General features: G+C 62.8%; 28 protein-coding genes. 16 read left to right on the top strand and 12 right to left on the bottom strand.

Annotation, left to right across the window (positions count from 1 at the left end):
• Nucleotides 1-60 precede the first annotated feature (60 nt).
• Complete coding sequence (locus AC1DYO_RS16265) at nucleotides 61-1311, top strand: glycoside hydrolase family 5 protein (RefSeq protein ID WP_477264867.1); 1251 nt, start codon at nucleotides 61-63, stop codon at nucleotides 1309-1311.
• A gap of 9 nt (nucleotides 1312-1320) precedes the next feature.
• Here AC1DYO_RS16265 and AC1DYO_RS16260 read toward each other — a convergent pair whose 3' ends face one another.
• The 8 genes from AC1DYO_RS16260 to AC1DYO_RS16225 all read right to left on the bottom strand — a co-directional run bounded on the left by AC1DYO_RS16260 (nucleotide 1321) and on the right by AC1DYO_RS16225 (nucleotide 6798).
• Nucleotides 1321-2229: a metallophosphoesterase gene (locus tag AC1DYO_RS16260; protein ID WP_477264865.1), complete on the bottom strand. Its 909-nt coding sequence runs from the start codon at nucleotides 2227-2229 to the stop codon at nucleotides 1321-1323.
• A 136-nt stretch (nucleotides 2230-2365) separates the two neighbouring features.
• Complete coding sequence (gene ruvB, locus AC1DYO_RS16255) at nucleotides 2366-3403, bottom strand: Holliday junction branch migration DNA helicase RuvB (protein WP_477264863.1); 1038 nt, start codon at nucleotides 3401-3403, stop codon at nucleotides 2366-2368.
• On the bottom strand, nucleotides 3400-3804 hold the full coding sequence (locus AC1DYO_RS16250) for a PIN domain-containing protein (RefSeq protein WP_477264861.1): 405 nt from the start codon (nucleotides 3802-3804) through the stop codon (nucleotides 3400-3402). The genes ruvB and AC1DYO_RS16250 overlap by 4 nt, the downstream gene beginning before the upstream one ends.
• The gene (locus AC1DYO_RS16245) at nucleotides 3801-4085 is read right to left on the bottom strand and encodes an AbrB/MazE/SpoVT family DNA-binding domain-containing protein (protein WP_181057765.1); all 285 of its coding nucleotides are present in this window, start codon (nucleotides 4083-4085) and stop codon (nucleotides 3801-3803) included. Before AC1DYO_RS16245 ends, AC1DYO_RS16250 begins: the two co-directional genes overlap by 4 nt.
• 67 nt (nucleotides 4086-4152) lie before the next feature.
• Entirely contained in the window at nucleotides 4153-4773 is a 621-nt protein-coding gene (gene ruvA / locus AC1DYO_RS16240; RefSeq protein ID WP_203280180.1) for a Holliday junction branch migration protein RuvA, read from the bottom strand.
• Between the two features lie 13 nt (nucleotides 4774-4786).
• Nucleotides 4787-5299: a crossover junction endodeoxyribonuclease RuvC gene (gene ruvC, locus AC1DYO_RS16235; protein ID WP_477264858.1), complete on the bottom strand. Its 513-nt coding sequence runs from the start codon at nucleotides 5297-5299 to the stop codon at nucleotides 4787-4789.
• A gap of 203 nt (nucleotides 5300-5502) precedes the next feature.
• Nucleotides 5503-6033: a protease adaptor protein RcdA gene (rcdA, locus tag AC1DYO_RS16230; protein WP_477264856.1), complete on the bottom strand. Its 531-nt coding sequence runs from the start codon at nucleotides 6031-6033 to the stop codon at nucleotides 5503-5505.
• Between the two features lie 384 nt (nucleotides 6034-6417).
• The gene (locus AC1DYO_RS16225; RefSeq protein WP_477264854.1) at nucleotides 6418-6798 is read right to left on the bottom strand and encodes a hypothetical protein; all 381 of its coding nucleotides are present in this window, start codon (nucleotides 6796-6798) and stop codon (nucleotides 6418-6420) included.
• Nucleotides 6799-7111: 313 nt separating this feature from the next.
• Between AC1DYO_RS16225 and AC1DYO_RS16220 the strand changes: the two genes are divergently transcribed.
• Complete coding sequence (locus AC1DYO_RS16220) at nucleotides 7112-7663, top strand: DUF2269 family protein (protein WP_477264852.1); 552 nt, start codon at nucleotides 7112-7114, stop codon at nucleotides 7661-7663.
• Nucleotides 7664-7703: 40 nt separating this feature from the next.
• On the opposite strand, the gene AC1DYO_RS16215 is transcribed toward AC1DYO_RS16220, so the two are convergent.
• Nucleotides 7704-8474 (bottom strand): sulfite exporter TauE/SafE family protein, encoded by a 771-nt coding sequence (locus tag AC1DYO_RS16215; RefSeq protein ID WP_181062220.1) that lies wholly within the window; start codon nucleotides 8472-8474, stop codon nucleotides 7704-7706.
• 184 nt (nucleotides 8475-8658) lie between these two features.
• Between AC1DYO_RS16215 and AC1DYO_RS16210 the strand changes: the two genes are divergently transcribed.
• The gene (locus AC1DYO_RS16210; RefSeq protein WP_477264850.1) at nucleotides 8659-9117 is read left to right on the top strand and encodes an N-acetyltransferase family protein; all 459 of its coding nucleotides are present in this window, start codon (nucleotides 8659-8661) and stop codon (nucleotides 9115-9117) included.
• Here the strand turns inward: AC1DYO_RS16210 and AC1DYO_RS16205 are convergent, their stop codons facing one another.
• Nucleotides 9118-9567, bottom strand: coding sequence for an Lrp/AsnC family transcriptional regulator (locus AC1DYO_RS16205; RefSeq protein WP_477264848.1), 450 nt, complete (start codon nucleotides 9565-9567; stop codon nucleotides 9118-9120).
• 133 nt (nucleotides 9568-9700) lie between these two features.
• On the opposite strand from AC1DYO_RS16205, the gene AC1DYO_RS16200 reads away from it, so the two are divergent.
• The 10 genes from AC1DYO_RS16200 to AC1DYO_RS16155 all read left to right on the top strand — a co-directional run bounded on the left by AC1DYO_RS16200 (nucleotide 9701) and on the right by AC1DYO_RS16155 (nucleotide 18321).
• Entirely contained in the window at nucleotides 9701-10612 is a 912-nt protein-coding gene (locus tag AC1DYO_RS16200) for a DMT family transporter (protein WP_477264846.1), read from the top strand.
• A gap of 71 nt (nucleotides 10613-10683) precedes the next feature.
• On the top strand, nucleotides 10684-11259 hold the full coding sequence (locus AC1DYO_RS16195) for a PH domain-containing protein (protein WP_477264844.1): 576 nt from the start codon (nucleotides 10684-10686) through the stop codon (nucleotides 11257-11259).
• Nucleotides 11260-11343: 84 nt separating this feature from the next.
• Nucleotides 11344-11991, top strand: a complete 648-nt coding sequence (locus AC1DYO_RS16190) for a thiamine phosphate synthase (RefSeq protein ID WP_477264842.1) — start codon at nucleotides 11344-11346, stop codon at nucleotides 11989-11991.
• 46 nt (nucleotides 11992-12037) lie between these two features.
• Nucleotides 12038-13117: a tetratricopeptide repeat protein gene (locus tag AC1DYO_RS16185; protein ID WP_477264840.1), complete on the top strand. Its 1080-nt coding sequence runs from the start codon at nucleotides 12038-12040 to the stop codon at nucleotides 13115-13117.
• Nucleotides 13118-13212: 95 nt separating this feature from the next.
• Complete coding sequence (gene efp, locus AC1DYO_RS16180; RefSeq protein WP_112559678.1) at nucleotides 13213-13779, top strand: elongation factor P; 567 nt, start codon at nucleotides 13213-13215, stop codon at nucleotides 13777-13779.
• Nucleotides 13780-13801: 22 nt separating this feature from the next.
• The gene (locus AC1DYO_RS16175; protein ID WP_477264838.1) at nucleotides 13802-14602 is read left to right on the top strand and encodes an inositol monophosphatase family protein; all 801 of its coding nucleotides are present in this window, start codon (nucleotides 13802-13804) and stop codon (nucleotides 14600-14602) included.
• Between the two features lie 111 nt (nucleotides 14603-14713).
• Complete coding sequence (gene trhA / locus AC1DYO_RS16170; protein WP_477264836.1) at nucleotides 14714-15418, top strand: PAQR family membrane homeostasis protein TrhA; 705 nt, start codon at nucleotides 14714-14716, stop codon at nucleotides 15416-15418.
• 183 nt (nucleotides 15419-15601) lie between these two features.
• Nucleotides 15602-16627: a MotA/TolQ/ExbB proton channel family protein gene (locus tag AC1DYO_RS16165; protein WP_477264834.1), complete on the top strand. Its 1026-nt coding sequence runs from the start codon at nucleotides 15602-15604 to the stop codon at nucleotides 16625-16627.
• 1 nt (nucleotide 16628) lies between these two features.
• A complete protein-coding gene (locus tag AC1DYO_RS16160; protein ID WP_477264832.1) occupies nucleotides 16629-17657 on the top strand; it encodes a peptidoglycan -binding protein in 1029 nt (342 codons plus the stop codon).
• A 238-nt stretch (nucleotides 17658-17895) separates the two neighbouring features.
• On the top strand, nucleotides 17896-18321 hold the full coding sequence (locus AC1DYO_RS16155) for a hypothetical protein (protein ID WP_477264830.1): 426 nt from the start codon (nucleotides 17896-17898) through the stop codon (nucleotides 18319-18321).
• Nucleotides 18322-18391: 70 nt separating this feature from the next.
• Here AC1DYO_RS16155 and AC1DYO_RS16150 read toward each other — a convergent pair whose 3' ends face one another.
• A complete protein-coding gene (locus AC1DYO_RS16150) occupies nucleotides 18392-18745 on the bottom strand; it encodes a DUF1304 domain-containing protein (RefSeq protein WP_477264828.1) in 354 nt (117 codons plus the stop codon).
• Between the two features lie 152 nt (nucleotides 18746-18897).
• On the opposite strand from AC1DYO_RS16150, the gene AC1DYO_RS16145 reads away from it, so the two are divergent.
• On the top strand, nucleotides 18898-20385 hold the full coding sequence (locus AC1DYO_RS16145) for a carboxypeptidase M32 (protein WP_477264826.1): 1488 nt from the start codon (nucleotides 18898-18900) through the stop codon (nucleotides 20383-20385).
• Nucleotides 20386-20621: 236 nt separating this feature from the next.
• The gene (locus tag AC1DYO_RS16140) at nucleotides 20622-22664 is read left to right on the top strand and encodes a DUF3857 domain-containing transglutaminase family protein (RefSeq protein WP_477264824.1); all 2043 of its coding nucleotides are present in this window, start codon (nucleotides 20622-20624) and stop codon (nucleotides 22662-22664) included.
• Between the two features lie 21 nt (nucleotides 22665-22685).
• Here the strand turns inward: AC1DYO_RS16140 and AC1DYO_RS16135 are convergent, their stop codons facing one another.
• Nucleotides 22686-24488: an ABC transporter transmembrane domain-containing protein gene (locus AC1DYO_RS16135; protein WP_477264823.1), complete on the bottom strand. Its 1803-nt coding sequence runs from the start codon at nucleotides 24486-24488 to the stop codon at nucleotides 22686-22688.
• Nucleotides 24489-24693: 205 nt separating this feature from the next.
• Between AC1DYO_RS16135 and rpmE the strand changes: the two genes are divergently transcribed.
• Nucleotides 24694-24915 carry a 50S ribosomal protein L31 gene (gene rpmE, locus AC1DYO_RS16130; RefSeq protein ID WP_023668748.1) on the top strand — a complete coding sequence of 74 codons (222 nt, stop codon included), beginning with the start codon at nucleotides 24694-24696 and terminating at the stop codon, nucleotides 24913-24915.
• The last annotated feature ends 253 nt before the right edge of the window (nucleotides 24916-25168 follow it).

The following is a 25168-nucleotide window of genomic DNA, read 5'->3' as shown; positions in this document are numbered from 1 at the left end:
TTTCCTTTTTGCCTCCGGCGGGGCACCTGTCCTGCCAAAATCACCAGCGCAGCAAATCGGATGGCACTGTTGAAGGCGATGATCAAGACCTTGATGGCGGCGCTGCTGGTGCTGGCGGCGTCTGCGCTGCCCGGGCATGCCGCGAGCTTTTCGATGAATCGCGGCCTCAACCTCGACCAGTGGACGACCTGGGTCGGGGAAGACAAATGGAACGATGCCAAGGCCATCCTGCCCTATCCGGAATGGCGCAAGTTCCTCAACGAGGATGATCTCAAGGCACTGAAGGCCGCCGGCTTCGACTTCCTGCGCATGCCGGTCGATCCCTCGCCGTTTATGTCCGACCAGACGCTGGCGCTGCGCGACGACCTTTATGCCAGTGTGCGGGACTCGGCCCGCATGATCAACCGCGCCGGCTTGAAAGTGATCGTCGACATGCACCTGATCCCCGCTGGTGGCGGCCGCGAGATCGGCATGGGTCAGGTGATGAACGACCCCACCACCTTCGACGCCTATGTCGAGGTCATCCGCAAAATGGCGCGCACGCTGGCCTCCGAAGACCCGACGCAGGTCGCTTTCGAGCCTATGAACGAGCCGATCGTCGACTGCGACAGCGATGGCACCAGCCTCTGGTCGGAGCGTCAGCAGAAGCTGTTCGCGGCCGCCCGTGCCTCGGCCACCAGGCTGACGCTGATCCTGACCGGCGCCTGCTATTCCAATGCGGCCTCGCTGGTCAGGATCGACCCGAAGTCGATCCCCGACGACAACATCATCTGGACCTTCCACTCCTACGACCCGTTCCTGCTCACACATCAGGGCGCGACCTGGGCCGGCGATTTCATTCCCTATGTCACCGGCCTGCCCTACCCGCTGACCGCGGTGCCGCGTGCCGAACTCGATGCGAAGCTGGATGCGATCCGCGCCAAGATGAAGGCCGAGGCGCCGTGGACCAGACGGAACGGCCTGCTCTCCTATCTCGATGAGCAGGTAGCGACCATGGACACGGACGAGAAGCTGCTCGGCGTCATGGATGCGCCGTTCGAAAAGGTCGACGCGTGGGCCAAGGCCAACGGCATCAAGCCGGAAAACATCACGCTCGGTGAATTCGGCATGATCCGCCAGGAATATGGCAACCCCTATGTGATGCCGCCGCAATACCGCGCCGCCTATGTCAAGGACATGATCGCGCGCGCCGAGGCGCATGGCTTCTCATGGTCCGTGTGGAGTTTTGGCGGCGCCTTCGGCATCGTCGACGCTTTCAACGGCGAAAAGGCCGAACCCGCCGTGATGGACGCGATCCGGTCGCTTCACTGAGGGCAAGCCCTAGGCTGAGCCCAGATCGATCTGCAGTATCTCCGGGCGCATACCGAACCGCACCGGTGCGATGCTGAAGCCGAGCCCGCCTGAGACAATCAAATTGCGGTCATTCTCGACGACATGGCCATAGGCGAAACGATTGCCGAAGCGGGACGGCACCACCGGCGAATAGCCGAACAGCCGGACCTGTCCGCCATGGGTGTGGCCCGACAGCGTCAGCGAAACCCGCCCCGGCACTTTTGGAAAAATGTCGGGCTCGTGCGCAAGCAGGATAATAGGTGCCTGGTCACTGACCTTGGCCAGCGTGCCGTCGAGATCGTCCAGGCCCTTGAACTTGTCGCGGCCTTTGGCTTTGTTCGGTCGCAGGGCCAGCTGGTCGGCGAGCCCGGCTATCCAGAAGCCCTGCCCATCCTTTTCCAGCCGCACGGCATCATTCTCCAGGACCGCGATACCAACGCTCTCCAATGCCTTGCGCGCCACCGTCGGTCCGGCTCCAGCCTGCTGTGCGAACGGATCGTGCCACCAGTCGTGATTGCCGAGGATAGACAAGACACCGAGCGGCGCCTTCAGCCCTGACAAGGCCAAGGACCATTCGCGGGTCGCCACTTGGTGTGTCACCAGAGTCATTCCCGAGATATAGTCGCCGAGCAGGACGATCAGGTCCGGCTGCAGGGAATTTGCGTCTTCGACGAGCGAAGCAATCCGCTCAGGTGTCATCCAGGGACGGCAGGCATGAATATCAGCAAGGGCGACAACGCGCAGCTTCAACCCAACCAGCCAATGCGGCGGCGTCAGAGAATAGCGCTTCACACGCGTCAGTAGCATCGGCTCGATGCCAACCGCATAAGCGCTGAGCGAAGCAAGCGAGAGGAACGAACCCCCGACGAATTTCAGGAACCCGCGTCTGGTGATCACTTTCCTGGCTCCGATGCTTGATCGGAGCAGTCCGCGCCGACATTACGACGCTTGATAAAATCCAGGAATGCGCCTTCACGCTGGCAGCGCTTAGGAGATTCTGCGCAGACAAGCCGTTCCGAAGAACAAATCTCCGTTACTCTTCCTGAAACAGGTTGATCTGCTGCTGGGCCAGATCCTTCGGCGCGTCGAGGCCGAGATGGCGCCAGGCATTGGCGGTCAGCACGCGGCCGCGCGGCGTACGCTGGATGAAACCCTGCTGGATCAGATAGGGCTCGATGATGTCCTCGATGGCGTCGCGCGGCTCCGACAGGCCGGCGGCGATGGTCTCGATGCCGACCGGCCCGCCGCCGAAATTGCGGGCGATCATCGAGAGATAGCGGCGGTCGAGCGCGTCGAGGCCCAGCGCGTCGACCTCCAGCCGCGTCAAGGCTTCGTCGGCAATCTGCTTGTCGACGTGACCGTCACCGGCAACGGACGCGAAATCGCGCACCCGGCGCAGMAGSCGGCYGGCGATGCGCGGCGTGCCGCGAGCGCGGCGCGCGATCTCCAGCGCGCCATCGTCGCCGAGCGGCATTTGCAGGATGCGTGCGCCACGGCGCACGATCTGCTCCAGCTCTTCGACCGAATAGAAATTGAGCCTGACCGGAATGCCGAAGCGATCACGCAACGGGTTGGTCAAAAGCCCAAGCCGCGTCGTGGCGGCGACCAATGTAAAGCGGGCGAGGTCGATCTTGACCGAGCGCGCCGCCGGCCCCTCGCCGATGATCAGGTCGAGCTGGAAATCCTCCATCGCCGGATAGAGGATTTCCTCCACCGCCGGATTGAGCCGGTGGATCTCGTCGATGAACAGCACGTCGCGGTCTTCGAGATTGGTCAGTAGTGCCGCCAGATCCCCGGCCTTGGCGATCACCGGGCCCGAGGTCGAGCGGAAATTGACGCCGAGCTCGCGCGCCATGATCTGCGCCAGCGTCGTCTTGCCAAGCCCCGGCGGCCCGACGAACAGCACATGGTCGAGCGCCTCGCTGCGGCCCTTGGCGGCCTCGATGAACACTTTGAGATTGGCCCGCACTGCCGCCTGGCCGACGAAATCGGCAAGCGTCTGCGGCCGCAAGGTCTGCTCGGCATCCTCGCCGTGCTTTTCCGGGGTAATGAGGCGGGGGGAAAGGCTCATGCGAGCAATTCCATCCCGGCAATGGACTTGGCGGCCCTCTGATCGAATGTACCTGTATGAGAGCAGCCGAGATTGCGATTGTGTTCGGCTATCAGCGCATCAGCGAAGTCGACGTGGGCCGAATTCGATCGTTCGAGCGCGATCACGATGGCGTCGAAATCCTCGAACACCAGCGTCTTGATCTTGAGCAGTCTCTGGATCGCGGCCAACACTTGCTCCTTTGGCAGCCGGTAACGCGAAAGCAGTGACCAGCTGAATTCGACCAGAACAATCAAACTCACAAAGCCAGGGTTATCCTCGCTGAGGAGTTTACCAAAGGCGAGGGCTTTTGCCCGCTGCTCGGCATCATCATTCAGCACCATTCGAAGCAGAACGTTGGTATCGATACCTATCGACGTCACGCGCCGTCCTCTTCTCCGCTCAACAGCTTGTCTCCGACGACATGCTGACCTACGGCCTCCCTCACAGCGGCATCGATCTCTTCCAGGGAAGCGGGACCGCCGGGTGGGTCACCTAGAAATCCGGCAAGATCGGCGAAGTCGAGATTGCGCGGCGTCCCAACCAGATAGCCGTCCACGACCGTCCAGGCGATCATATCGCCCGTCTTGAGCGAGAGCGCGTCCCGAACGTCCTTTGGAATTGTAAGCTGCCCCTTAGAGGTCAGACTGGCATATGCGCCCATTTTCTTACTTTCCGAGAAAATTCTTACTGATTATATGGTAGTCGGAATTCCATTTTCCAGCAACCGCTCACCGCGCTAGTTCCTTCAGCCCGAAACGAATGAGCTTCGAGGCGTCCGCGTCCTCGCCCGCCGTCTTCAGCGCCGCCGCCACCGCATTGGCTGCGGTGTCGCGCGAATAGCCGAGATTGACCAGCGCCGAGACGGCGTCGGTGATCGGCGCCGGCGCGACCCCTTCGCCGAGCTCCTGCTTCAAGCCGATGGTGCCGGAGGCGGTTCCCGCATAGGCCGGCGCCTTGTTCTTCAACTCGGTGACGATGCGTTCGGCCACCTTCTTGCCGACACCGGGCGCTCGGCTGACCATGGCGATATCGCGCAGTGCGATCGCGTTGGCGAGGTCGGCCGGCGCCAGCGTCGACAGGATGGCCAGCGCCACCTTGGCGCCGACGCCCTGCACATTGGTCATCAACAGCCGGAACCATTCGCGCTCCAGCACCGACTGGAAGCCGTAAAGCCGGATCATGTCCTCGCGTACATAGGTTTCGATGAACAGCACCACCGCTTCGCCCGGCGACGGCAGCGAGGCCAGCGTGCGCGCCGAGCAATAGGCGACATAGCCGACGCCATGCACGTCGACGAGGCAGAAATCCTCGTCGATCTCGTCGAGTGTGCCCTTGAGCTTGCCGATCATGCTCAATAGCCTTTCATGATGCCAGCGCCGCCATCCGGTAGGCGACGCTTTGCCGGTGATGGGCGTGGCAGATGGCGATGGCCAGTGCGTCGGCGGCATGCTCGGTGTCGAAAGTGGCTTTCGGCAACAGCACCTTGACCATCATGTGGATCTGCTTCTTGTCGCCATGGCCAACGCCGATCACCGCCTTCTTGACGGCATTGGGGGCATACTCGGCGACGACAAGGCCGGCGCGCGCCGGCACCAGCATGGCTATGCCGCGCGCCTGGCCGAGCTTCAGCGTCGCCACCGCATCCTTGTTGACGAAGGTTTGCTCGACGGCCGCTTCCTGCGGCATGGCAGCGTGCAGGATCTCGGCCAGCCCGTCATGCAATTGGCAGAGCCGTGTCGCCAGCGCCGCCTTGTCGTCGGAGCGCACGGTGCCCGATGCGACGAAGCGCAGCGAGTTGCCGAGGCTTTCGACGATGCCCCAACCGGTGCGTCTCAGCCCCGGATCGATACCGATGATGCGAATCGCTTCCCCCATCCGCCAAGTCTACCTCCGGCGGACAGCGATGCCAGCGAAATGTGAACAAACCGGAAACGGGAGCTATACGCTGTTTGAGAATTCGCTCTGACGAGACCGCTGGGGTGGTTTTCGAGAACCGGAGCGGAGCGTACTTGAGTGAGCACCGGAAGCGCAGCAAACCGCTTCAGATGTCCGTCGGAGTAGAATTATCAAGCAGTCTGTTAACCCCGGGCAAAAGCCGTGTTCAGCAGCGTGATCTGGTCGGAAACCGGATTGACGCGGCGGACAGCGGACGGCGTCTCGGCGAACGCGCCGCCATAGATTTCTTCGTCCATGCGGCGCACCAGTGCCTGCAGGCGCAGCGAACGGGTGACGAGGTCGAGGAAATCCTTCGGCAATTCGTTCCAGCCCACCGCTTCGTCATGCGCCGACGCGGTGTCGAGGCGCACCTTGGATTTTTCCGAAGCGACCTGGTCGCGGGTCATCTCGCCGGAGTTTGCCGCCCGCTGCAAAAGCAGCCAGGAGGCAACCTGCATCAGCCTTGTGGTCAGCCGCATCGATTCGGCCGCATAGAGCGTCGCTGCCAGCCTGGACAGCTTTTTCGCCTCGGCCCGGCCCTTGCCGTCGAGATATTCGGCTGCTTGCTCGACCAGGCCCATGCCTTCCTGGTAAAGCGGTTTGAAGGATTGGGAGAAAACCCGGCGTTCCGCCAGTTTGATGGTTTTCGCGATGCCCTTCGAAGGCTCGTTCATCGTACGCCCCTGCACTGCCCCGTCGGCTGATTCGGCTCTTCGCCGTCACGCCGGCACCCTAGATGACTGAGGCTTGAAAATGCGCTTCGCCGCGGTTGAAGGCAAGCACATGTTTAACAAACGGTTAACGCCGGCGGATGGCGCTAGGCACGCCAAAATGCGGACAAAAAAAGAGCCGCGGATAAGGCGGCTCTCAGGAGTTTAACAGGGAGGCGTCAAACGAAGTGGCTCCAACCACTCGGTAAGAATCCAGATAACTGGATGGACATAGTAAACACCTGTAAAGCTTAATGAACCCTTAACGGAGCGGATATTTCTTGATCGACCGCCGCCCTTCTGTGCCGTATCAGCACAACGGCCCGCGGAACCCGATCGTCAGCTTGCTCAAGCCTTCTTCCAGACCGCCGGCAGGGAAATGAAGGCGAACAGCAGCATTGCCGCATAAAAACCTATCGAGGCAGAGCCCAGCACCGGCTCGATCTCCGGATGGCCGGCAAGTTCAAAATAAAGCCCGATCATCAGCGCGATGCCGCTGACCGCCGTCAGCCAGAAATGGACGACGGCAATCGTCTTTTGCCCGATGGCAGGGAACAAATGGTAGAAGAAGGCGAACACCGCCGACATCAGCCAGCCCGCCACCATCGTGTGCGCGTGGGTCGGCATCTGCCCATGGTCATTGGTGATCGCCATGTGCAGGCCCAAGGCCATGCCGCACAGCGCGTAGATGACGGCCAGGGTGAAGAAATTTCGTGCTACGCCTTGCATTGGATACCCTCGTTGGTTGCCGCAGACTTGGTCCGATCGCGCGCGGCCAGAATGGAGCGTCGGTCGCGAGCGGCTTAGTCCCCGTACGTTTCAGGATCATGCCGCAGGGCCTATCCGGTTTGAATGACCGCCGCCTGGCATTCGGGCGTGTCGTCACAGGCTTGCGGCCAAATGAGTGATCAAACTGCGGTAACAGGCTGGAGCGTCGACGCGACATCGTTCCGAAACATGCGTTGCGCTAAACGCCCGCTTCTCTGAAACGGCCGGCGCAAATCGCTCGGCCGCAGATCATCGGAACACCTTGGAGCAAACCATGGACTGGTACTCGATCGTCAAGTTTCTGCACGTCACCTCGGCAATCCTCTGGGTCGGGGGAGGCTTCGTGCTGTTCCTGCTTGGCGTGCTTGCCGAGCGCGCCGGCAACATCGAGGACAAGCTGCAGGCGATTCGCGCCAGCGGGCAACTGGGCGGCCGTTTCTTCGCGCCGATGTCCATGCTGACGCTGCTCTTCGGGCTCGTCATGTGCATTTTCTGGGTTGGTTTTTCCGATCTTTGGATCCTGATCGGTCTTGCCGGCTACGCCACGACCTTCTCGATCGGCATGCTCATCTTCAAGCCGATCGGGGAACGGATGGGCGCCATGCTCGCCAAGGACGGCGCGACGCTGGCCGCTCTTGCCGAGGGTCAGCGCATGATGAACACCGCTCGCTTCGACTATTCGGTCATGCTGGTGATCGTCGCCGACATGGTGCTCAAGCCAACCATGCATGATGTCGGCATCCTTGCCGGCATGGCACTGGTCATTGCCGCCGGCGCAACGCTCGCCTTTGGCGGTAGCCGCCGGCTGGTCCCGAGCGCCGCGTGATGCAGCCGCCGGCAAGGGCGGCTGTCAGCCGTCCTTGCCTCTACATGAGGCCGGCGATGCCGTCCCACAGCAGCTTGACCGCGACGACGGCCACGGTCGCATAGGTGAAGGGATAAAAGATCTCCGGCCGCATGCGCCGCACCAGCCAGGCGCCGGCAATGGTGGCCAGCGGCGCCAGCGGCATCAGCACGGCGGACGCCGTCAGATTGGCAGTGTCGAACTGGCCGAGCGCGAAATAAGGGATCAGTTTCAGCGCATTGGTGGCCGCAAAGAAGATCGCCGATGTTCCCGAAAGCACCTTCGGATCGAGCCTGATCGGCAGCGCATAGACCTGGAAGGGCGGGCCGCCGACATGGGCGACGAAGCTGGTGAAGCCGGCAACGGTGCCCCAGAAGGCGGCGGCGATGCGGTTCGGCGCCGCCGCATGGTCGGAACCGTGGCGGAACTGCAGATAGAGCCAGCGCAGCACAAAGATCAGCGCGACGGCGCCGACGATCAGCCGCACCATCTCTTCAGTGACGAGCGCCGCCGTCAGCCAGCCGAGCCCAATGCCGATCACTGCGCCCGGCATCATGTCGACCAGCATCTTGCGGTCATAGACGCCCCACCACGTCCACACTGAAACGATGTCCATCAGGCACAGGATCGGCAGCAGGATGGCGGCCGCCTGCACCGGCGGCATGGCCAGCGCCATCAAGGGCACGCCGACAAAGCCGACGGCGCCGCCGAAGCCGCCTTTCGACAAGCCGACGAGGATCACCGCCGGAATGGCGGCGGCATAGAACCACGGATCGGCGAGCAGACCTGACATGAGGAGAATGAGGCTGGAGGGAAGATAGTGACCTGCAATAACCCAGAAACCCGTGCGCCGCGACAGCGAAATTCCGGCCGGCGATGCTGGTCATCAACTGTCTGTAACTTAACCGTTCGAGGTTTGCGGCAAGACTGCCGCCGATGCATAAGGGCGCCATCCCCGATGCATCAGGTTTTTACAAATGAGCGTACTCCACATCCGCCGCGCCGAAGCAGCCGACTTGCCTGCCATCGTCGCCATGCTCGCCGACGATCCGCTCGGCAGCAGCCGCGAGGATGCCTCCGAGCCGCTCGCCAAGGCCTATCGCGACGCCTTTGCCGCCATCGACGCCGACCCCAACCAGGTTCTCGCCGTGATGACGGATGGCGGCAAGGTGATCGGCACGCTGCAGATCACTTACCTTGCCGGCCTGTCGCTGCAGGGCGCCTTGCGCGGCCAGATCGAGGCTGTCCGCGTCGCCGCCGACCGGCGCGGCGAAAGGCTGGGGCAACGCCTGCTGGAATGGGCGGTCGAACAGTGCCGCGAACGCGGCTGCAAAATTGTCCAGCTGACCACCAACAAGAGCCGCAACGACGCGCACCGCTTCTATGACCGGCTCGGCTTCAAGGCCAGCCACATCGGTTACAAGCTGGAGCTTTAGCTAAAACGACGCTTGCCCAAGTGGAGGCGGGCGGCGCCGGATCGGCTGTGCCTTGATGATGGCGGTGCTGGTTTCCGCCTTGTCGGCGATGCGGTCGAGAAGCTTGTCGAGTTCGCCGATCGAGCGCACGTAGAGCCGCGCCACGAAACAGTCGTCGCCGGTAACCTTGTCGCACTCGCCGAACTCAGGAATCTCCCCGATCAGCTTCTGCACGATATGCAGCTTGCCCGGCAGCGGCCGCACCCGCACGATCGCCTGCAGCGGATAGCCCAGCGCCTCCGGATCGATCTCGATGGTGAAGGCGCGGATGACGCCCCGCTCTTCCAGCCGCCGCAGCCGCTCCGAGACGCTCGGCGACGACAGCCCGACCTGTTGCGCCAAGTCCTTCAGCGAAGTTCGGGAATCCCGGATCAGGATGTCGAGAAGCTTTCTGTCCAGCTCGTCCAGCATTTTCATTCCCTCGCAAAAGGCGGAGTTCGCCTTATTAAATTAGGTGGTCACCGTATATCACCTTTCATAAAACATATAAACCCTTAGGACCGCATGAGATTATCATACCTCAACGGATATCAGAGGTATTGTCATGGACAGCACGGTGCGCGGCACGATCGAGATGACGGCGGCGATGACGATCATCGGCACGATAGGCTGGTTCGTCGTCATGTCGGGTCAGCCCGTCATGGACGTGGTGTTCTGGCGCTGTGCCTTCGGCGCGGTGGCGCTGCTGGTCACCTGCGCGGCACTCGGGCTGCTGCGCGGCAGGCTGACGCTGCGCATTGTTGCGATCGCCGCGCTCGGCGGTGCGGCGATCGTCATCAACTGGCTGTTGCTGTTCAGCGCCTTTTCCCGCGCTTCGATCTCGATCGCCACAGCGGTCTACAACACCCAGCCCTTCATGCTGGTCGGCTTCGGTGCGCTGTTCTTCGGCGAGCGGCTGACCCTGGCCAAGCTGACCTGGCTCGGCATCGCCTTTGCCGGCATGCTGCTGATCGTGCAGACAGGGCCCGATGCTGGTTCCGGCATCGTCGGCACCGATTATGTCATCGGCATCGGCATGGCGCTTGGCGCGGCCTTCTTCTGGGCCGTCGCGGCAATCGTCGCCAAGAAGCTGAAGGGCACCCCGCCGCATCTGATCGCGCTGATCCAGGTCTGCGTCGGCGTCGTCATGCTGGCGCCCTTTGCCAACCTCGCCCATTTGCCCACCGACACCTGGAGCTGGGCCATGCTGGTCACGCTTGGCGTCGTCCACACCGGCCTGGTCTACATATTGATGTATGGCGCCATCCAGAAACTGCCGACGCATCTGCAGGGGTCGCTTTCCTTCATCTACCCTGTCGTGGCGATCCTGGTCGATGTCATGGCCTTCGGCCACCGGCTGCATCCGGCCCAGCTCGTCGGCGCCGCCGCCATCCTAATTGCCGCCGCCGGCATGAATCTCGGCTGGACCCTGTGGAAGTCGAAAACGCCGGCGCAGAACGCTCACGTCAGCAGATAATGCGCCACGGATTTGCACCACAGGCAGAACTCGTGCGATGAAAGCATGGGTGCATGCGATGGGGTGGTAACGTGGACGTCGGTATCTTTCAGAAACGGCTGCTGCCTCGCGAACGCATCTTGTGGAGCGGTTTTCCCGCGCAAGGCATATTGTTCGCCAGCAGCGATATGTTTCTCATCCCGTTCAGCCTGCTGTGGTGCGGGTTTGCAATTTTCTGGACCTACACGGCGGCAAGCCAGGGCGCGCCGGTTTTCTTCTATGCGTGGGGAGGGATGTTCGTCTGCATCGGGCTCTTCTTCGTCTTTGGCAGGTTTGCCGTCGACGCATGGGTGAGACGACGTATCGCTTACGCAGTCACCGATAAGCGTATTCTCATCATGCGAACCGCCCCTTCCTCCAACTTCATATCGATCGATCTTGAGCGTCTTCCCGATATCCAAATGGCGGGCGCGGAAGCAAAGCGTGGCAATTTGCGTTTCGGACCCGCAGCATCTTTCTTCGGAAATTCAAGGACGGGCAGCTGGTCTCCAGCTTTTGACCCAGTCCCGCAATTTCTTGGCATCGAAGAGCCTTCGAAGGTGTTTGACCTCATCATGAAAGCCAGCAACGCTCTTCGTTCCGAACAGCGATTGTCGCCTGACAGCTAGCGCCTGTTCAATCCCGGCGCTTTGTTCTATGCCGCAATGCAACCATCTTCGCCCGGCATAGGCGAAATCCGGGATCGAAAGCCAATGAACGACGCAACACCTCCCAACCGCTGCCGCATAGTGCTGATCGCGCCCAAGGACGCGCCGGCCGAGCGCATTGCCGCGGCCTTCGAGGGCGGCGACGTCGCTTCATTGATCCTGCCTGAAAACGGTATGGACGAGGCTGCCTTCCAGGCCTTTGCCGAACAGATCGTGCCGGTGGCGCAAGCGGCCGGCATTGCCGTCATCATCGCCGGCGACACCCGCATTGCCGGCCGCGTCCAGGCCGACGGTATTCATGTCGAGGTTTCCAAGGATGCACTCGCCGAGACCATCGAACATTTTCAGGGAAAGATGATGGTCGGCGCCGGCGGCGCCAAGACCCGCGACGATGCGCTGGAGCTCGGCGAAACCAGGCCCGACTACATCTTCTTCGGCCGCTTCGGCTACGACAACAAGCCGGAACCGCATCCGCGCAATCTGTCGCTCGGCCGCTGGTGGGCCGACATGATCCAGATCCCTTGCATCGTCATGGCCGGATCGGACCTCGCCTCTATCGAGGCGGTGGCAGACACCGGCGCCGAATTCGTGGCGCTGTCCAGCGCCGTCTTCGCCGATGGCGCCGATCCCGCGGCGGCAGTCGCTGCCGCCAATGCGCTGCTCGATCAAACCGCGCCGCGCTTCGAGGACTGACGTGCGCCGACCCGGACTTCCTAGCGCTGTTCTCGTTGCGGCCTTGATGAGCGGGGCGGCGATCGCGGCGGAGCCCATTCCGTTGCCGCAGCCGAGGCCCGATACCGGCGCACCGGCGATCAGTGCACCGGATGCGGGCACCCCCGATGCGGGTGCCTCAAAGGCCGGTGCCCCTAAGGCCGATGCCACCGATTCCGGCGTTCATGTCGACAAACCGATCGACACCCCGCTGCCGCAGCCCGCGACGACCGCACCGCTACCCTCGGCCGACGCCATCAATCCAGAGCGCTTCGGCGCCAAGCCGGCGGACCCCGCCTATGGCGCTTTCCAGCGAGGCCTTTACAAGACCGCCTACAATCTCGCGCTGGTGCGGGCCCAGAATGGCGACCCGGCGGCGCAAACGCTGGTGGCCGAGATCCTGTCGCGCGGGCTGGGCGTGCCGCTCAACCCGGCGGAGGCCGCCAAATGGTATGCGCAGGCCGCTGAACAGGGGATACCTGAATCGCAGTTCCAGTATGCGCTGATGCTGCTCGATGGCCGCTACGTCAAGAAGGACGAGAAGGGCGCCTACGCCCTGATGCAGGCCGCCGCCGAAGCCGGCAACCGCCTGGCGCAGTTCAACTTCGCGCAGCTGCTGGTGCAGCAGGATCCGGGCGATGCCGGCATCGCAAGGGCCGTGCCCTATTACGAACGCGCCGCGGCGACCGGGCTTGCCGACGCTCAGTATGCGATGGCGCAGGTCTATGCCAATGGCGTCGGTGGCAAGACGCGCGACGATGCAAAGGCACGTGGCCTGCTGGCGCAGGCCGCCAGGCAGAACTACGACACCGCGCAGATCGATCTTGCGGCCTGGATGATCGAGGGCCGCGGCGGTGTTCGCGACCTGAAATCCGGCTTCAACTGGATGAAGCAGGCCGCCGAAGGCGGCAACGTCGCCGCCCAGAACCGGCTGGCAAAGCTCTACATGGGCGGCATCGGCACCGATCCAGATCTGATCCTGGCGGGAGCCTGGTATGTGGTCGCCCGCCGCGCCGGCCTTATCGATCCGCAGATGGACGATTTCCTGCAAGGGCTGACCGACGATCAGACCAAGCAGGCCCTGCAGAAGGCCAACCGCTTGCCCTGACCCTGCCCGCTCCCTTGCCTCTTCGGGTGATTTGTGGTCTTGGGAGCCCGAAATCGCTTGTCCAGCGACCATCTCATTCCCGGATCAACATCATCATGGCCAAGATCAATGGCAACGAAATCCGTCCCGGCTATGTCATCGAGCACGATGGCGGCCTCTGGGTGGCGGTCAAGACCAACACCGTCAAGCCCGGCAAGGGCGGCGCCTACAACCAGGTCGAACTGAAGAACCTGATCAACGGCACCAAGCTCAACGAGCGCTTCCGTTCGGCCGAGACCGTCGAGCAGATCAGGCTCGACCTAAAGGATTTTTCCTTCCTCTACGCACAGGACGACGCGCTGGTGTTCATGGACACTCAGAGCTACGAGCAGCTCGAACTGGCGAAGGATTTTGTCGGCGACCGCGCCGCCTTCCTGCAGGACGGCATGATGGTGACGGTCCAGCTCTATGAGGACAGGCCGATCGGCATTTCGCTGCCCGACCAGGTGACGCTGACCATCACCGAGGCCGACCCGGTGGTGAAGGGCCAGACGGCCGCGTCTTCCTATAAGCCGGCGGTGCTCGAAAACGGCATCCGCGTCCTGGTGCCGCCATTCATCGGCGCCGGCGAACGCATCGTCGTCGACACCAACGAACTCACCTACATGCGCCGCGCAGACTGACGCGTAGGCAGGAACAGATACGATGGCACGCTCAGCACTTCTCAATGTCATGGTCCAGGCCGCCATGAAGGCCGGCCGCTCGCTGTCGCGCGACTTCGGCGAGGTGCAGAACCTGCAGGTGTCGATGAAGGGGCCGAGCGACTATGTCAGCCAGGCCGACCGCAAGGCCGAGGACATTCTGTTTGCCGAACTGTCGAAGGCGCGGCCGGGCTATGCTTTCCTGATGGAGGAGCGCGGCGTGGTCGAAGGCGACGACGACCAGCACCGCTGGATCGTCGATCCGCTCGACGGCACCACCAATTTCCTGCACGGCATCCCGATCTTTTCCATCTCGATCGCGCTCGAGCGTCAGGGCCAGCTCGTCGCCGCCGTGATCTACAATCCGGCAATGGATGAGCTCTACACCGCCGAGCGCGGCGGCGGCGCCTTCATGAACGACCGCCGGCTGCGCGTTGCCGGCCGTATCAAGCTCACCGACTGCGTCATCGGCTGCGGCGTGCCGCATCTCGGACGCGGCCAGCACGGCAATTTCCTGGTCGAATTGCGCAATGTGATGGCCGAAGTCTCGGGCGTGCGCCGCCTGGGTTCGGCCGCACTCGATCTCGCCTATGTCGCCGCCGGCCGTATGGATGGCTTCTGGGAAACCGGCCTGTCGGCCTGGGATATCGCCGCCGGCCTGCTCCTGGTCCGCGAAGCCGGCGGCTTCGTCTCCGACATGGATGGCGGCCAGGACATGCTGGAGGCAGGCTCGGTCGTTGCCGGCAATGAAGTCATTCAGCGCGCGCTGCTGAAGGCCGTGAAGAAGCCGCTTTCTGCACGCTGATCACTGGGCATGCTGGGGCATCGCGCTGAAGCGCCGCAATCGTAAAACCGCAACCGAAGCTTGAAATACTGCGTGGCAACCGCCCAGATAAGGGTTGACGCAGGATTTTCGATGACGAGCATGCCGCCACTACCGCCGCCAGAATTGCAGGTTGAGATTCCCTTCGTCGGGCGCTGGCACTATTCGCGCGCGGAGATGATCGCCGACGGCATTGTGCACGCGGTCGGCATCGTGCTGGCGATAGCGGCGGGCTCGGCCTTGCTGGCACTGGCCGCTTTCCATGCCGGTCCCGGCGAATACGTCGCCGCTGTCTTCTTTGTGGTGTCGCTGCTGACCGTGCTGTCGGTTTCTCTCACCTACAATCTGTGGCCGGTGACATCGCCGGCGAAATGGATCTTGCGGCGCTTCGACCATGCCGCGATCTATCTCCTGATTGCGGCGACCTACACGCCCTTTCTGGCCCAGCTCGACGGCTCGCCGCTGGCGCTACCGATGATTGTCCTTGTCTGGACCGCGGCTTTGACCGGCATCGCCATCAAAGTATTTCTGCCCGGCCGCTTCGATCGTCTGGCCATCGTCTTCTATCTCGCCATCGGCTGGAGTGGAGTCGTCCTGGTCAAGCCGCTGGTCGCGACATTGCCGACCACGTCGATCGCGCTGATCGTCGCCGGCGGCATCGTCTATTCCTGCGGCGTCATCTTCTTTGCCTGGAAGGGGCTGCGCTTCCACAATGCCGTCTGGCACGGCTTTGTCATCACCGGCGCCGGGCTGCATCTTGCCGCCATGGTCGACTGCCTTGTCATCAACCGCCTCTGAACGGCGGACCGCAGCCCGATCTGCCGGGCAATATTGCCAAGCGCCATTCAATTTGGTCACAATTCCGTTTAGAGTCGCGAATTACGTGATCGGCGGCACTGGAGCAGTTCCAGGGAAAGTGTGAGCGGTTTCCCGTTCGGAATTGCGTCGAGGCAAATAAAGAGCATCGGAAACGGGGCACGGATGGCTTTTCTCAGATCCTTCGGCGTGGGCAGACGCTCTGATGTCCTGATGTACGATCCGCACAAACTGTCGAGCCCCCAGGTTTTCCTCCTGACCATGGTCATCTTCCTGGTCATCGTCGCCTTCATCGCCGCCATCCTCACCCGCCAGATTTCCACCGCTTTCGGCAGCAATCCTGGTCTTAACGGCCTGATCGTCGGCGTGCTGGTGGTCGGCATCTTGCTTGCCTTCACCCAGGTCGGACGGCTGTTTCGCGAGGTGCGCTGGGTCAATTCCTTCCGCGCCGGTTCCGAAACCACCGAACCGGTGCTGCTGGCGCCGATGAAGGCGATGATCGGCCGTTCCTCGACAGTGGCCTTCTCGACCTCCTCGATGCGCACCATGCTGGATTCGATCGCCACCCGCCTCGACGAAACCCGCGACACCTCGCGCTACCTTGTCGGCCTGCTGGTGTTCCTCGGCCTGCTCGGCACCTTCTGGGGCCTGTTGAACACCATCGGTTCGATCCGCGAGACCATCGAATCGCTCGATCCCGGCACCGGTGACGCCGCCGCCGTGCTCGATTCGCTAAAGCAGGGGCTGTCGGCGCCGCTGGCCGGCATGGGCACGGCCTTCTCGTCCTCGCTGTTCGGCCTGTCCGGTTCGCTGGTGCTCGGCTTCCTCGACCTGCAGGCCGGCCGCGCCCAGACCCGTTTCTACACCGAACTCGAAAACTGGCTGTCCTCGGTCACCGATCTCTCCTCCGACATCGTCGTTGCCGATCCGGCCAAGAGCGAACCTTCCGACGAGATCCGCCTGTTGTCGGAACGGCTGCGCAGCATGCAGGAAAACGGCGGCGGCTCCAACCCGCGCGTCGCCACCGCCATGGCCAATCTCGCCGACGGCATTTCCGGCCTGGTCAAGAACATGCGCTCCGAGCAGCAGATCATGCGCGACTGGGTCGAAGCCCAGTCGGATGAACAGAAGGCGATGCGCAACACGCTGGAAAAGATCGCTGACGCCCTGAAGAAGCCCGGGGTCCATTAACATGGCGCTCGCCAAGCGGCGCACCGATCGCCGCATCGACTACTGGCCGGGCTTTGTCGATGCGCTGTCGACGCTGCTTCTGGCGATCATGTTCCTGCTCACCGTTTTCGTGCTGGCGCAATTCCTGCTCGGCCGCGAACTCTCCGGCAAGGATACGGCGCTCACACGCCTCAACTCGCAGATCAACGAACTGACGCAACTGCTGGCGCTGGAGCGCTCGACGACGCAGGACAAGGATGATTCGCTCGCCAATCTGCAGGCATCGCTGTCGGCGTCAGAGGCGGAAAAGAGCCGGCTCGAGCAATTGCTGGCGCAAGGTGCCGGCGCCGGCGACGCCGCCAACCAGCGGGCCGTAGAGCTGGGCGGCGAACTCGACAGCCAGCGCCAGATCAGCCAGCAGGCGCTCAGCCAGGTCGAGATCCTCAACCAGCAGATCGCAGCACTTCGCAAGCAGATCGGTGCGCTCGAGGACGCCCTCAATGTGTCTGAAACCCGCGACCGCGATTCCAACACCAAGATCGCCGATCTCGGCCGTCGGCTGAATGTCGCGCTGGCGCAGCGCGTGCAGGAGCTGAACCGCTACCGCTCCGACTTCTTCGGCCGCCTGCGCGAAATCCTCGCCGACCGCGAGAACATCCGTATCGTCGGCGACCGCTTCGTCTTCCAGTCGGAAGTGCTGTTCCCGACCGGCTCCGAAGTGATCAACGATGCCGGCAAGGTCGAGATGAAGAAGCTCGCCGACGCCATCATCGAGTTGCAGAAGGAAATTCCACCGGAGATCAACTGGGTGCTGCGCGTCGACGGCCACACCGACAACAAGCCGCTGTCGGGCACGGGCCGCTACCGCGACAATTGGGAACTGTCGACGGCGCGTTCGACTTCGGTGGTCAAGTTCCTGATCGAGAATGGCGTGCCCGCCAACCGGCTGGTCGCCGCCGGCTTCGGTGAATTCCAGCCGCTCGACCCCGCCGACACCGAAGACGCCCGCAACAAGAACCGCCGCATTGAACTAAAGCTCACCGAACGGTGATTTTTAGTCACGCGAATTTGTTCGTCGGCTCAACTCTAGGGCGCAAGGCAGCCTCGACAAGGCCTGAAAACATTATCTTTTTTTAATTACACTTCGCATTCCCAGGCTCCTAGTTTGCCGCGCAGGGCCGAGACCCGCCGGCGATGCCTCCCATCGCGACGCGACGGAACCCGACGGCCCGCCCCGGAAGGCGGAGCGAAAGCGCTTGCCCCTTCCACAGCAGGAGGAGACGCACATCATGCGTTCTTTGAAGACTCTCGGGACTGCAACCCTCACCACACTTCTGATCGCCGTTCCGCTCACCGGCGCCTATGCCGCCGGACATCACAAAGGCGCCCTCGACGCCAGTGACCCGACCGACATGACCGGTCCGCGCGTGACCGGCCTCATTGAGCAGGTGCAGGGCGTCGAACAGGGCATCACCGATGCGCGCGAGGCAAAGACCATCTCGACTTCGGAAGCGCAGCGACTGCGTCTGCGAGCGGCGCATATCAGCCAGGCCGCCGAACGGGTCGCCGGTTCGGATCATGGCAGGATCCCGGCCGCGCAGTACCACGAGCTGCTGCGCCGCCTCGACAATGTCGACCAGAAGCTGATGGTCGATACCGGCAGCGGCTTCCTGATGGGCGATGGCGCCGACGGCGGCCACTATCCGAACGGCTGAGGTCCGCTCTGATATCCCAAGCGTGAGGAAGGGACTGTCTGACGCCCTTGGCTACAAGGGCGTCTTTTTGTTACCAGCCCAGCCAGAGCGCGACAAGCGCAACCACCGCCGGTACGGTCTGGATATACAGAATCTTCCTGCTGGCGGTCGCCGCGCCATAGAGCCCGGCGATCGCGACGCAAAGCAGGAAGAACACCTTGATCTGGTATCCGGCTGCGCCGAGATAGAGCCCCCAGATYAGCCCGGCGGCAAGGAAGCCGTTGTAAAGCCCCTGATTGGCGGCGAGCACCTTCGAGGCACTGGCAAAATCCGGCTTGAGGTTGAATGCCTTGTGGCCACGCGGCGTATCCCACGCCACCATCTCCAGATAGACGATGTAGCAGTGGATCAGCGCCACCAGCCCGACCAGAATATTGCCGATCATCTTGCTCTCCCCTCGTGGCGGTGTTGCGCCGCTGGCCAGCATTCCATGCACGCCCTCACCTGTGCAAGCTGCATCGGCGAGAGCAACCTTCGAGGGTTGCCAAGCCTGGCGCATTGGTATCTTTTCCCGCCGTCCAAAACGCGGAACCTGCCATGTCCTTCCAAAAACTCGATGATCTCGGCCACAAGCTCGAAGCGCTGGAACATGCGCTCGCCATCCTCGGCGCCGACGAGGCGACCCATATGGCCGTCGGTGGCGGCGAGAAGCGCGCCGAAGCCATGTCTTCCCTGGCCGGCATGCTGCATGCCCGGGCAACGGCGCCGGAAATTGCTGACTGGCTCGCCGCCGCCGAACAAGAGGCGTTGAACGAGGAGCAGCAGGCGGCGGTCCGGGAATCGCGCCGGCAATACACCAACCTGACCTGCCTGCCGGTCGAGTTCGTCGAGCGCCAGACGGTGGCGCGCATGCGCTCCGAGCAGCTCTGGCGTGACCTGCGCGCCAAGAACGACTGGGCAGGCTTCCTGCCGGCGCTCGAGGGTGTCATTGCGCTGGTGCGCGAAGAGGCAGCCATGCGCGCCGACGCGCTCGGGCTTGATCCCTACGACGCGCTGATGGAGCAATACGATCCCGGCAACCGCGCCGCCGACATCACGCCGGTCTTCACTGAGCTGAAGACGTTTCTGAAAGGCTTCGTGCCGGAAGCGCTGGCCGCGCAGGAAGCGCGGCTGGCCAGTCGCCCGCTGAAGCCGCTTTCGGGCAGCTATGCGATCGACCGGCAGCGCGAGCTCGGTCTCGCCATGATGGCGGCGGTCGGCTTCGACCTCACCCATGGCTCGCTGTCGGTGTCGCATCATCCTTTCTGCGGCGGCGTGCCGACCGACGTGCGCATCACCACCCGCTACAAGACCTCCGATTTCCTGTCGGCGCTGATGGGCGTGCTGCACGAGACCGGCCATGCGCTCTACGAACAGAACCTGCCGAAGGCCTGGGCGCACTGGCCGCTCGGCAAGGCGCGCGGCATGGCGGTGCACGAAAGCCAGAGCCTGTTCGTCGAAAAGCAGGTCGGCCGCAACCCCGAATTCTGGCGCTGGGCGCTGCCGGTGGTTGAAAAGCATCTGGGCGAGGCCTGGTCGCTCGACGACATCCTGCCGCATGTGCACCGTGTCGAGCGCGGCCTGATCCGCGTCGACGCCGATGAGGTCACCTATCCGCTGCATGTCATCCTGCGCTACGAGCTGGAGCAGGAGCTTGTCTCGGGACGGCTGCAGGCAGCCGACCTGCCCGAGGCATGGGACGCCAAGATGCGGGAGTATCTTGGCCTGTCGACCATCGACAACCCGGCCGACGGGCCGATGCAGGACGTGCATTGGCCAGGTGCTGCCTTCGGCTATTTCCCGTCCTATACGCTGGGCGCCATGATGGCGGCGCAGCAGTGGGCGGCGCTGACCAGCAAGCATCCTTCCGCCGACGACGATCTGGCAAAAGGAAACTTCGCCGCCATCAACGACTGGCGCCGCGACAAGATCTGGTCACAGGGCTCGCGCTGGTCGACACCGGACCTGCTCGAACGCGCCACCGGCGAGAAGCTCAACGCCGCGCATTTCACCCGTCACCTGAAGCAGCGCTACGGGGCCGACTAGTTCCGGCCGCCGCAGGCTCCAAAAACATCGGCCGATGGGCTTTACTTCTGCTGGAAAGCCTCTGAAAAAGAGTTGTTTTTGGAATTGCGTCAAAACAAAGGGGCGGAGCGGTTCAGCGTTTTCCGTGAAACGATGACCCGGTCTAGAGTTGGCGAAGCTGGATGTCGGCCTGTATTGGTTTTCGTGTGATCAAGTCTTGCTGGCGGCTCATCAGCTTCGCCCTCTTTCTGATCAGCTTGAGTTCTCCTGCCCTGTCCGACGAGGTGGTTCTTATCGGACCAGCGCCGTCCTGGACCAGGCTGATCGATGTTCCCTCGGCTGACGCCAGCCGATCCGACCAGATCAGGAACGGCATCTCGTGGCTGCTCTCGGACGACCAGATCGTCCACCGCACCGGCGGCTACGACCAATACTCGCGCACGGTCTATAAGATCGTCGACCGGCCAGGCCTCGAGCAGGGCGCCGGAATCAACCTGCAGTTCGATCCGTCGCGGCACAAAGTCACCTTGAACCATCTGCGCATCATCCGCGATGGCGCCGTGATCGACCGGCTGGCAAGCACGAAATTCGATATTTTCAGGCAGGAAAAGGACGCCGAGAAAGGCCTGTACGACGGCTGGCTGACGGCCCATGTCAACATCGAAGACGTGCGTGTCGGCGACATTGTCGACTATGCGACGACCTATGAAATCGCGCCGCTTGTCGGCAAGGATCTTTTCTTCTTCAGCTTTGCGACCGAGTGGGAAGAGCCAGTGGCGCTGATCCGCGCAAACATCACCTGGCCCGCCAGTCAGCCGCTTCAAATCAAGGCAAGGGGAACGGAACTCAAGCCGGCGATCTCGTCGTCGGAATCGGACACCGTCTATTTGTGGGAGATCCGCAATCCGAAGCCGGTGAAGGTCGAGGACAACCTGCCGGCGCAGTATCCGGCCTGGGGCTCCGTCGACGTGGCCTCGACCGCAAACTGGCAAAGCGTCGTCGACGCCATTGCGTCCCACTACAGGCCGGTGACCGATTTTCCCGCCGACTTCGCAGCCAAGCTAGACGACATCGCCGTCAAGCATCCCGTGGCCGAAGACCGGTTGATCCAGGCGACGCGGCTGGTGCAGGACCAGATCCGTTATGTCAGCCTGTCGATCGGTGCGGGATCCTATGTTCCGCGCGATCCAGCGACTGTCCTGCAAAGCGGCTTTGGCGATTGCAAGGACAAGGCATTGCTGCTTGCCTCGTCGCTTGTACGACTTGGCATTTCTGCCGAGGTCGCCCTGGCTGATCTCGACTATGGGCGGGCCTTGGACCAGCACCTGCCGGCGCTGCGCGATTTCGACCATGCCATCGTCAAGGCGAAGATCGGAACCCAGACGTACTGGCTGGATGCCACCAACGATCTTCAGGGCGGCAAGGCATACAATCTTGCGCAGGCCGATTATGGGTTCGCGCTGCCGCTTTCCAGCACCGGCGGATTGGAGAAGATGCCAACCCCGGAACTGACCAGCCCATCGATCCAGGTCGCCGAAGAGTTCGACTTTCCCGAGAAGCCGGGCGATCCGTTGTCGCTGACGGTCTTTTCCATGTACGAAGGCGCCGACGCCGATTCGATGCGCAACAGGCTGGCTGGCCAGTCGCTGACTGAACTGTCGGACAACTACCTGAAATATTACAGCAAGCAGTACCCGGGCATTCAAAGCACCGCAAAGCTGGAAATCCTGGATCGACGCGACGGCAACGTCGTCAGCGTGAAAGAAAGCTACTCATTGCCAGCGCAGGCGCTGGCGGCCAGCGATCTTGCCAAGAATTTCCCCATCCAGGCGGCGGATCTCGGCAGCTATCTCCCGGCCCCTACCATCGTCGGCCGCCGCGGCCCCATATCCCTCGGCTCTCCGTATTACCGTCGCCACAGCGTGACCGTGCGCAACCTCAAGGCCAGGTTCTCCGGCGACGAAATAAAAAACATCGTGACACCCTATGTGTCGCTGAAGACGTCGTGGAGCAACACACCAACCGAATTCCGGGTGGAATGGAATTTGCAGACGCTGGCGAGGGAAGTTCCTGCCACGGCCATTGCGGATTATCTGAAATCCGTCGAGGACATCTCAAAGGATGTTCAGTGGGAGTATGACTTTACCTACATCGATCCGCCGACCGCCGAAGTGAAGGTCAGCGATCCGGACACGGAACAGCGGCAGATCATCGCCAGCATGTTCCTTTTGACCTTGTTCGTCGGTGTGCCGGTATTCATCGCTCTCCGGCGCGGGCGGCGCCAGCCTGCCCGCAGCTGAACTCTATCTGCGTAGCAACGATTACTCCGCCGCACCCCTGAAGGCGCTGGCGCCGGTTTCGAACTGCAGCTTGGCCAGCCGCGCATAGATGCCGCCCTTGGCGACCAGGCTCTGATGCGTGCCTTCCTCGACGATGCGGCCGCCATCCATGACCAGGATGCGGTCGGCCTTCAGCACGGTCGCCAGCCGGTGCGCGATGACGATGGTGGTGCGGCCCTGCATCAGCCGTTCCAGCGCCTTTTGCACCAGCGTTTCGCTTTCGGCGTCGAGCGCCGAGGTCGCCTCGTCGAGCAACAGGATCGGCGCATCGCGCAGGATGGCGCGGGCGATCGCCACGCGCTGGCGCTGGCCGCCGGACAAGGTCACGCCGCGCTCGCCGACCTGGCTGTCATAGCCCTTGTCGAGCCGCAGGATGAACTCATCGGCCAGCGCGTCCCTGGCGGCGGCCTCGATCTCGGCATTTGACGCACCCGGCCGGCCGAAGCCGATATTGTCGCGCGCGCTCGCGGCAAAGATGGTCACGTCCTGCGGCACGATGGCGATGCGCTCGCGGACATCGGCCGGATCGGCCTCGCGCACGTCGACGCCGTCAATGGCGATGCGGCCGGTCTCGGGATCGTAAAAGCGCAGGATCAGCGAAAACACCGTGCTTTTTCCCGCGCCGGAGGGACCGACGATCGCCACCGTCTCGCCATGCTTCACCTGGAAGCTCAGGCCGTGAACGGCGGCGCGGTCGGGCCGCGCCGGATAGGAGAAGGAGACGTCGTCGAAACTGATCGCGCCTTTCGCCTTGGCCGGCAGCGGCAGCGGATTGGCGGGCGACTGAATCGCCGGCGTCTCGTCCAGGATCTCGGTCAGCCTTTCGGCCGCACCCGCCGCTTGGGCAAGCTCGCCCCAGACTTCCGACAGCGCGCCGAGCGCGCCGGCGGCAAACACCGAATAGAGCAGAAACTGGCCGAGCGTGCCGGGCGACATTGTGCCGGCCAGCACGTCGCGCGAGCCGAACCACAACACCGCCACGACCGAGGAAAAGATCATGAAAATGGCGAAGAAGGTGAGCAGCGAGCGCGCAAAGATCGACGAGCGCGCCGCCTGGAAGGCGGCTTCCACCGCGGCCGAGAACCGCCCGGTGACCAGCGTCTCGTTGGTGAAAGCCTGCAGCGTGCGCACCGCGCCAATCTGCTCGCTGGCATAGGCGGTTGCTTGCGCCAGCGTATCCTGCGCCTGCCGCGACCGGCGCCGGACCGAACGGCCGAAGGCGACCAGCGGCAGCACGATCACCGGAATGGCTGCGATGACCAGGCTGGACAGTTTCGGGCTGGTGACGACCATCATCGCCACCGCGCCGAGACCGAGGATGACATTGCGCAGCGCCACCGAGGCAGTGGCGCCAACAGCGGACTTCACCTGCGTCGTGTCGGCGGCAAGCCGCGACACGATCTCGCCCGACTGCGCGGTGTCGAAAAAGGAAGGCGACAGCGTCGTGACATGCGAAAACACATCGCTGCGGATGTCGGCGACGACCCGTTCGCCGAGCGTGATGACGAAATAGTAGCGGCCGGCCGATGCCGCCGCCAAAAGGGCTGCCATCGCCACCAAAGCGGCGAAATACTCGGCGATGAAAGTGGTGCTGGACGCGCTGAAACCGTGGTCGATCATGCGTCGCACGGCGAGCGGCAGCGTCAGCGTCGTCGCCGCCGCGATGGCCAGCGAAATGACGGCGCCGATGACCAGTTTGCGGTAGCGGGCGATGTAGGGATAGAGGCGCCTGAGCGGCCCGAGCGAGCGTCTGCGCCCGTCTTGCTCGCCGCTGATATCCGCCATGACCGTTTCCTCTGGCCGCTTCCAGGTAAGCGCTTTCAATATGCGCCTGCCACGGCCTTGTGATTCAATTCCGGCTGATGTATAGGCTCGCCGACCGTTTTAGAAGCCGTGGCTTTTCAATAGCTGCGGCTTCGAGTTTTAAAAAGGGGCGCATCGACGCAGGCCACGGGCCCGTCGGCAGCGCCACAAGCCAGGAAGCACGACAATGAAGGCCGACATCCATCCCGACTACCACACCATCAAGGTCGTCATGACCGATGGCACCGAATACTCGACCCGTTCGACCTGGGGCAAGGAAGGCGATACGATGAACCTCGATATCGACCCGACCACGCACCCGGCCTGGACCGGCGGCCAGCAGACCCTGCTCGACCGCGGCGGTCGCCTGTCGAAGTTCAAGAAGCGTTTCGAAGGCTTCGGCCTCTAAGCCTTATCGGCTCCTCACAGATCAAAAACCCGCCCTTGTGGCGGGTTTTTTGTTGCCGCCAAAGAAGGTCGCTTCAAGCTGGCGCGCCTCTACCTCCCCCTTGTGGGCAGGGCTATCGCATATGAATAAAGAGCTCATAGAAGAAATCTTTGCTCCAGTTTGCCCGTCGCATTTTGCTGGCGATAGGTTTGTCGAGTGGATGAGCCGTCAAGATGTTTTGCGCGAGCCTGCGGATGACGGCCAGGTTTTGTGG

This window comes from Mesorhizobium sp. P2_F5 (assembly GCF_056403715.1).
This window is presented reverse-complemented; position numbering and strand designations above follow the sequence as displayed.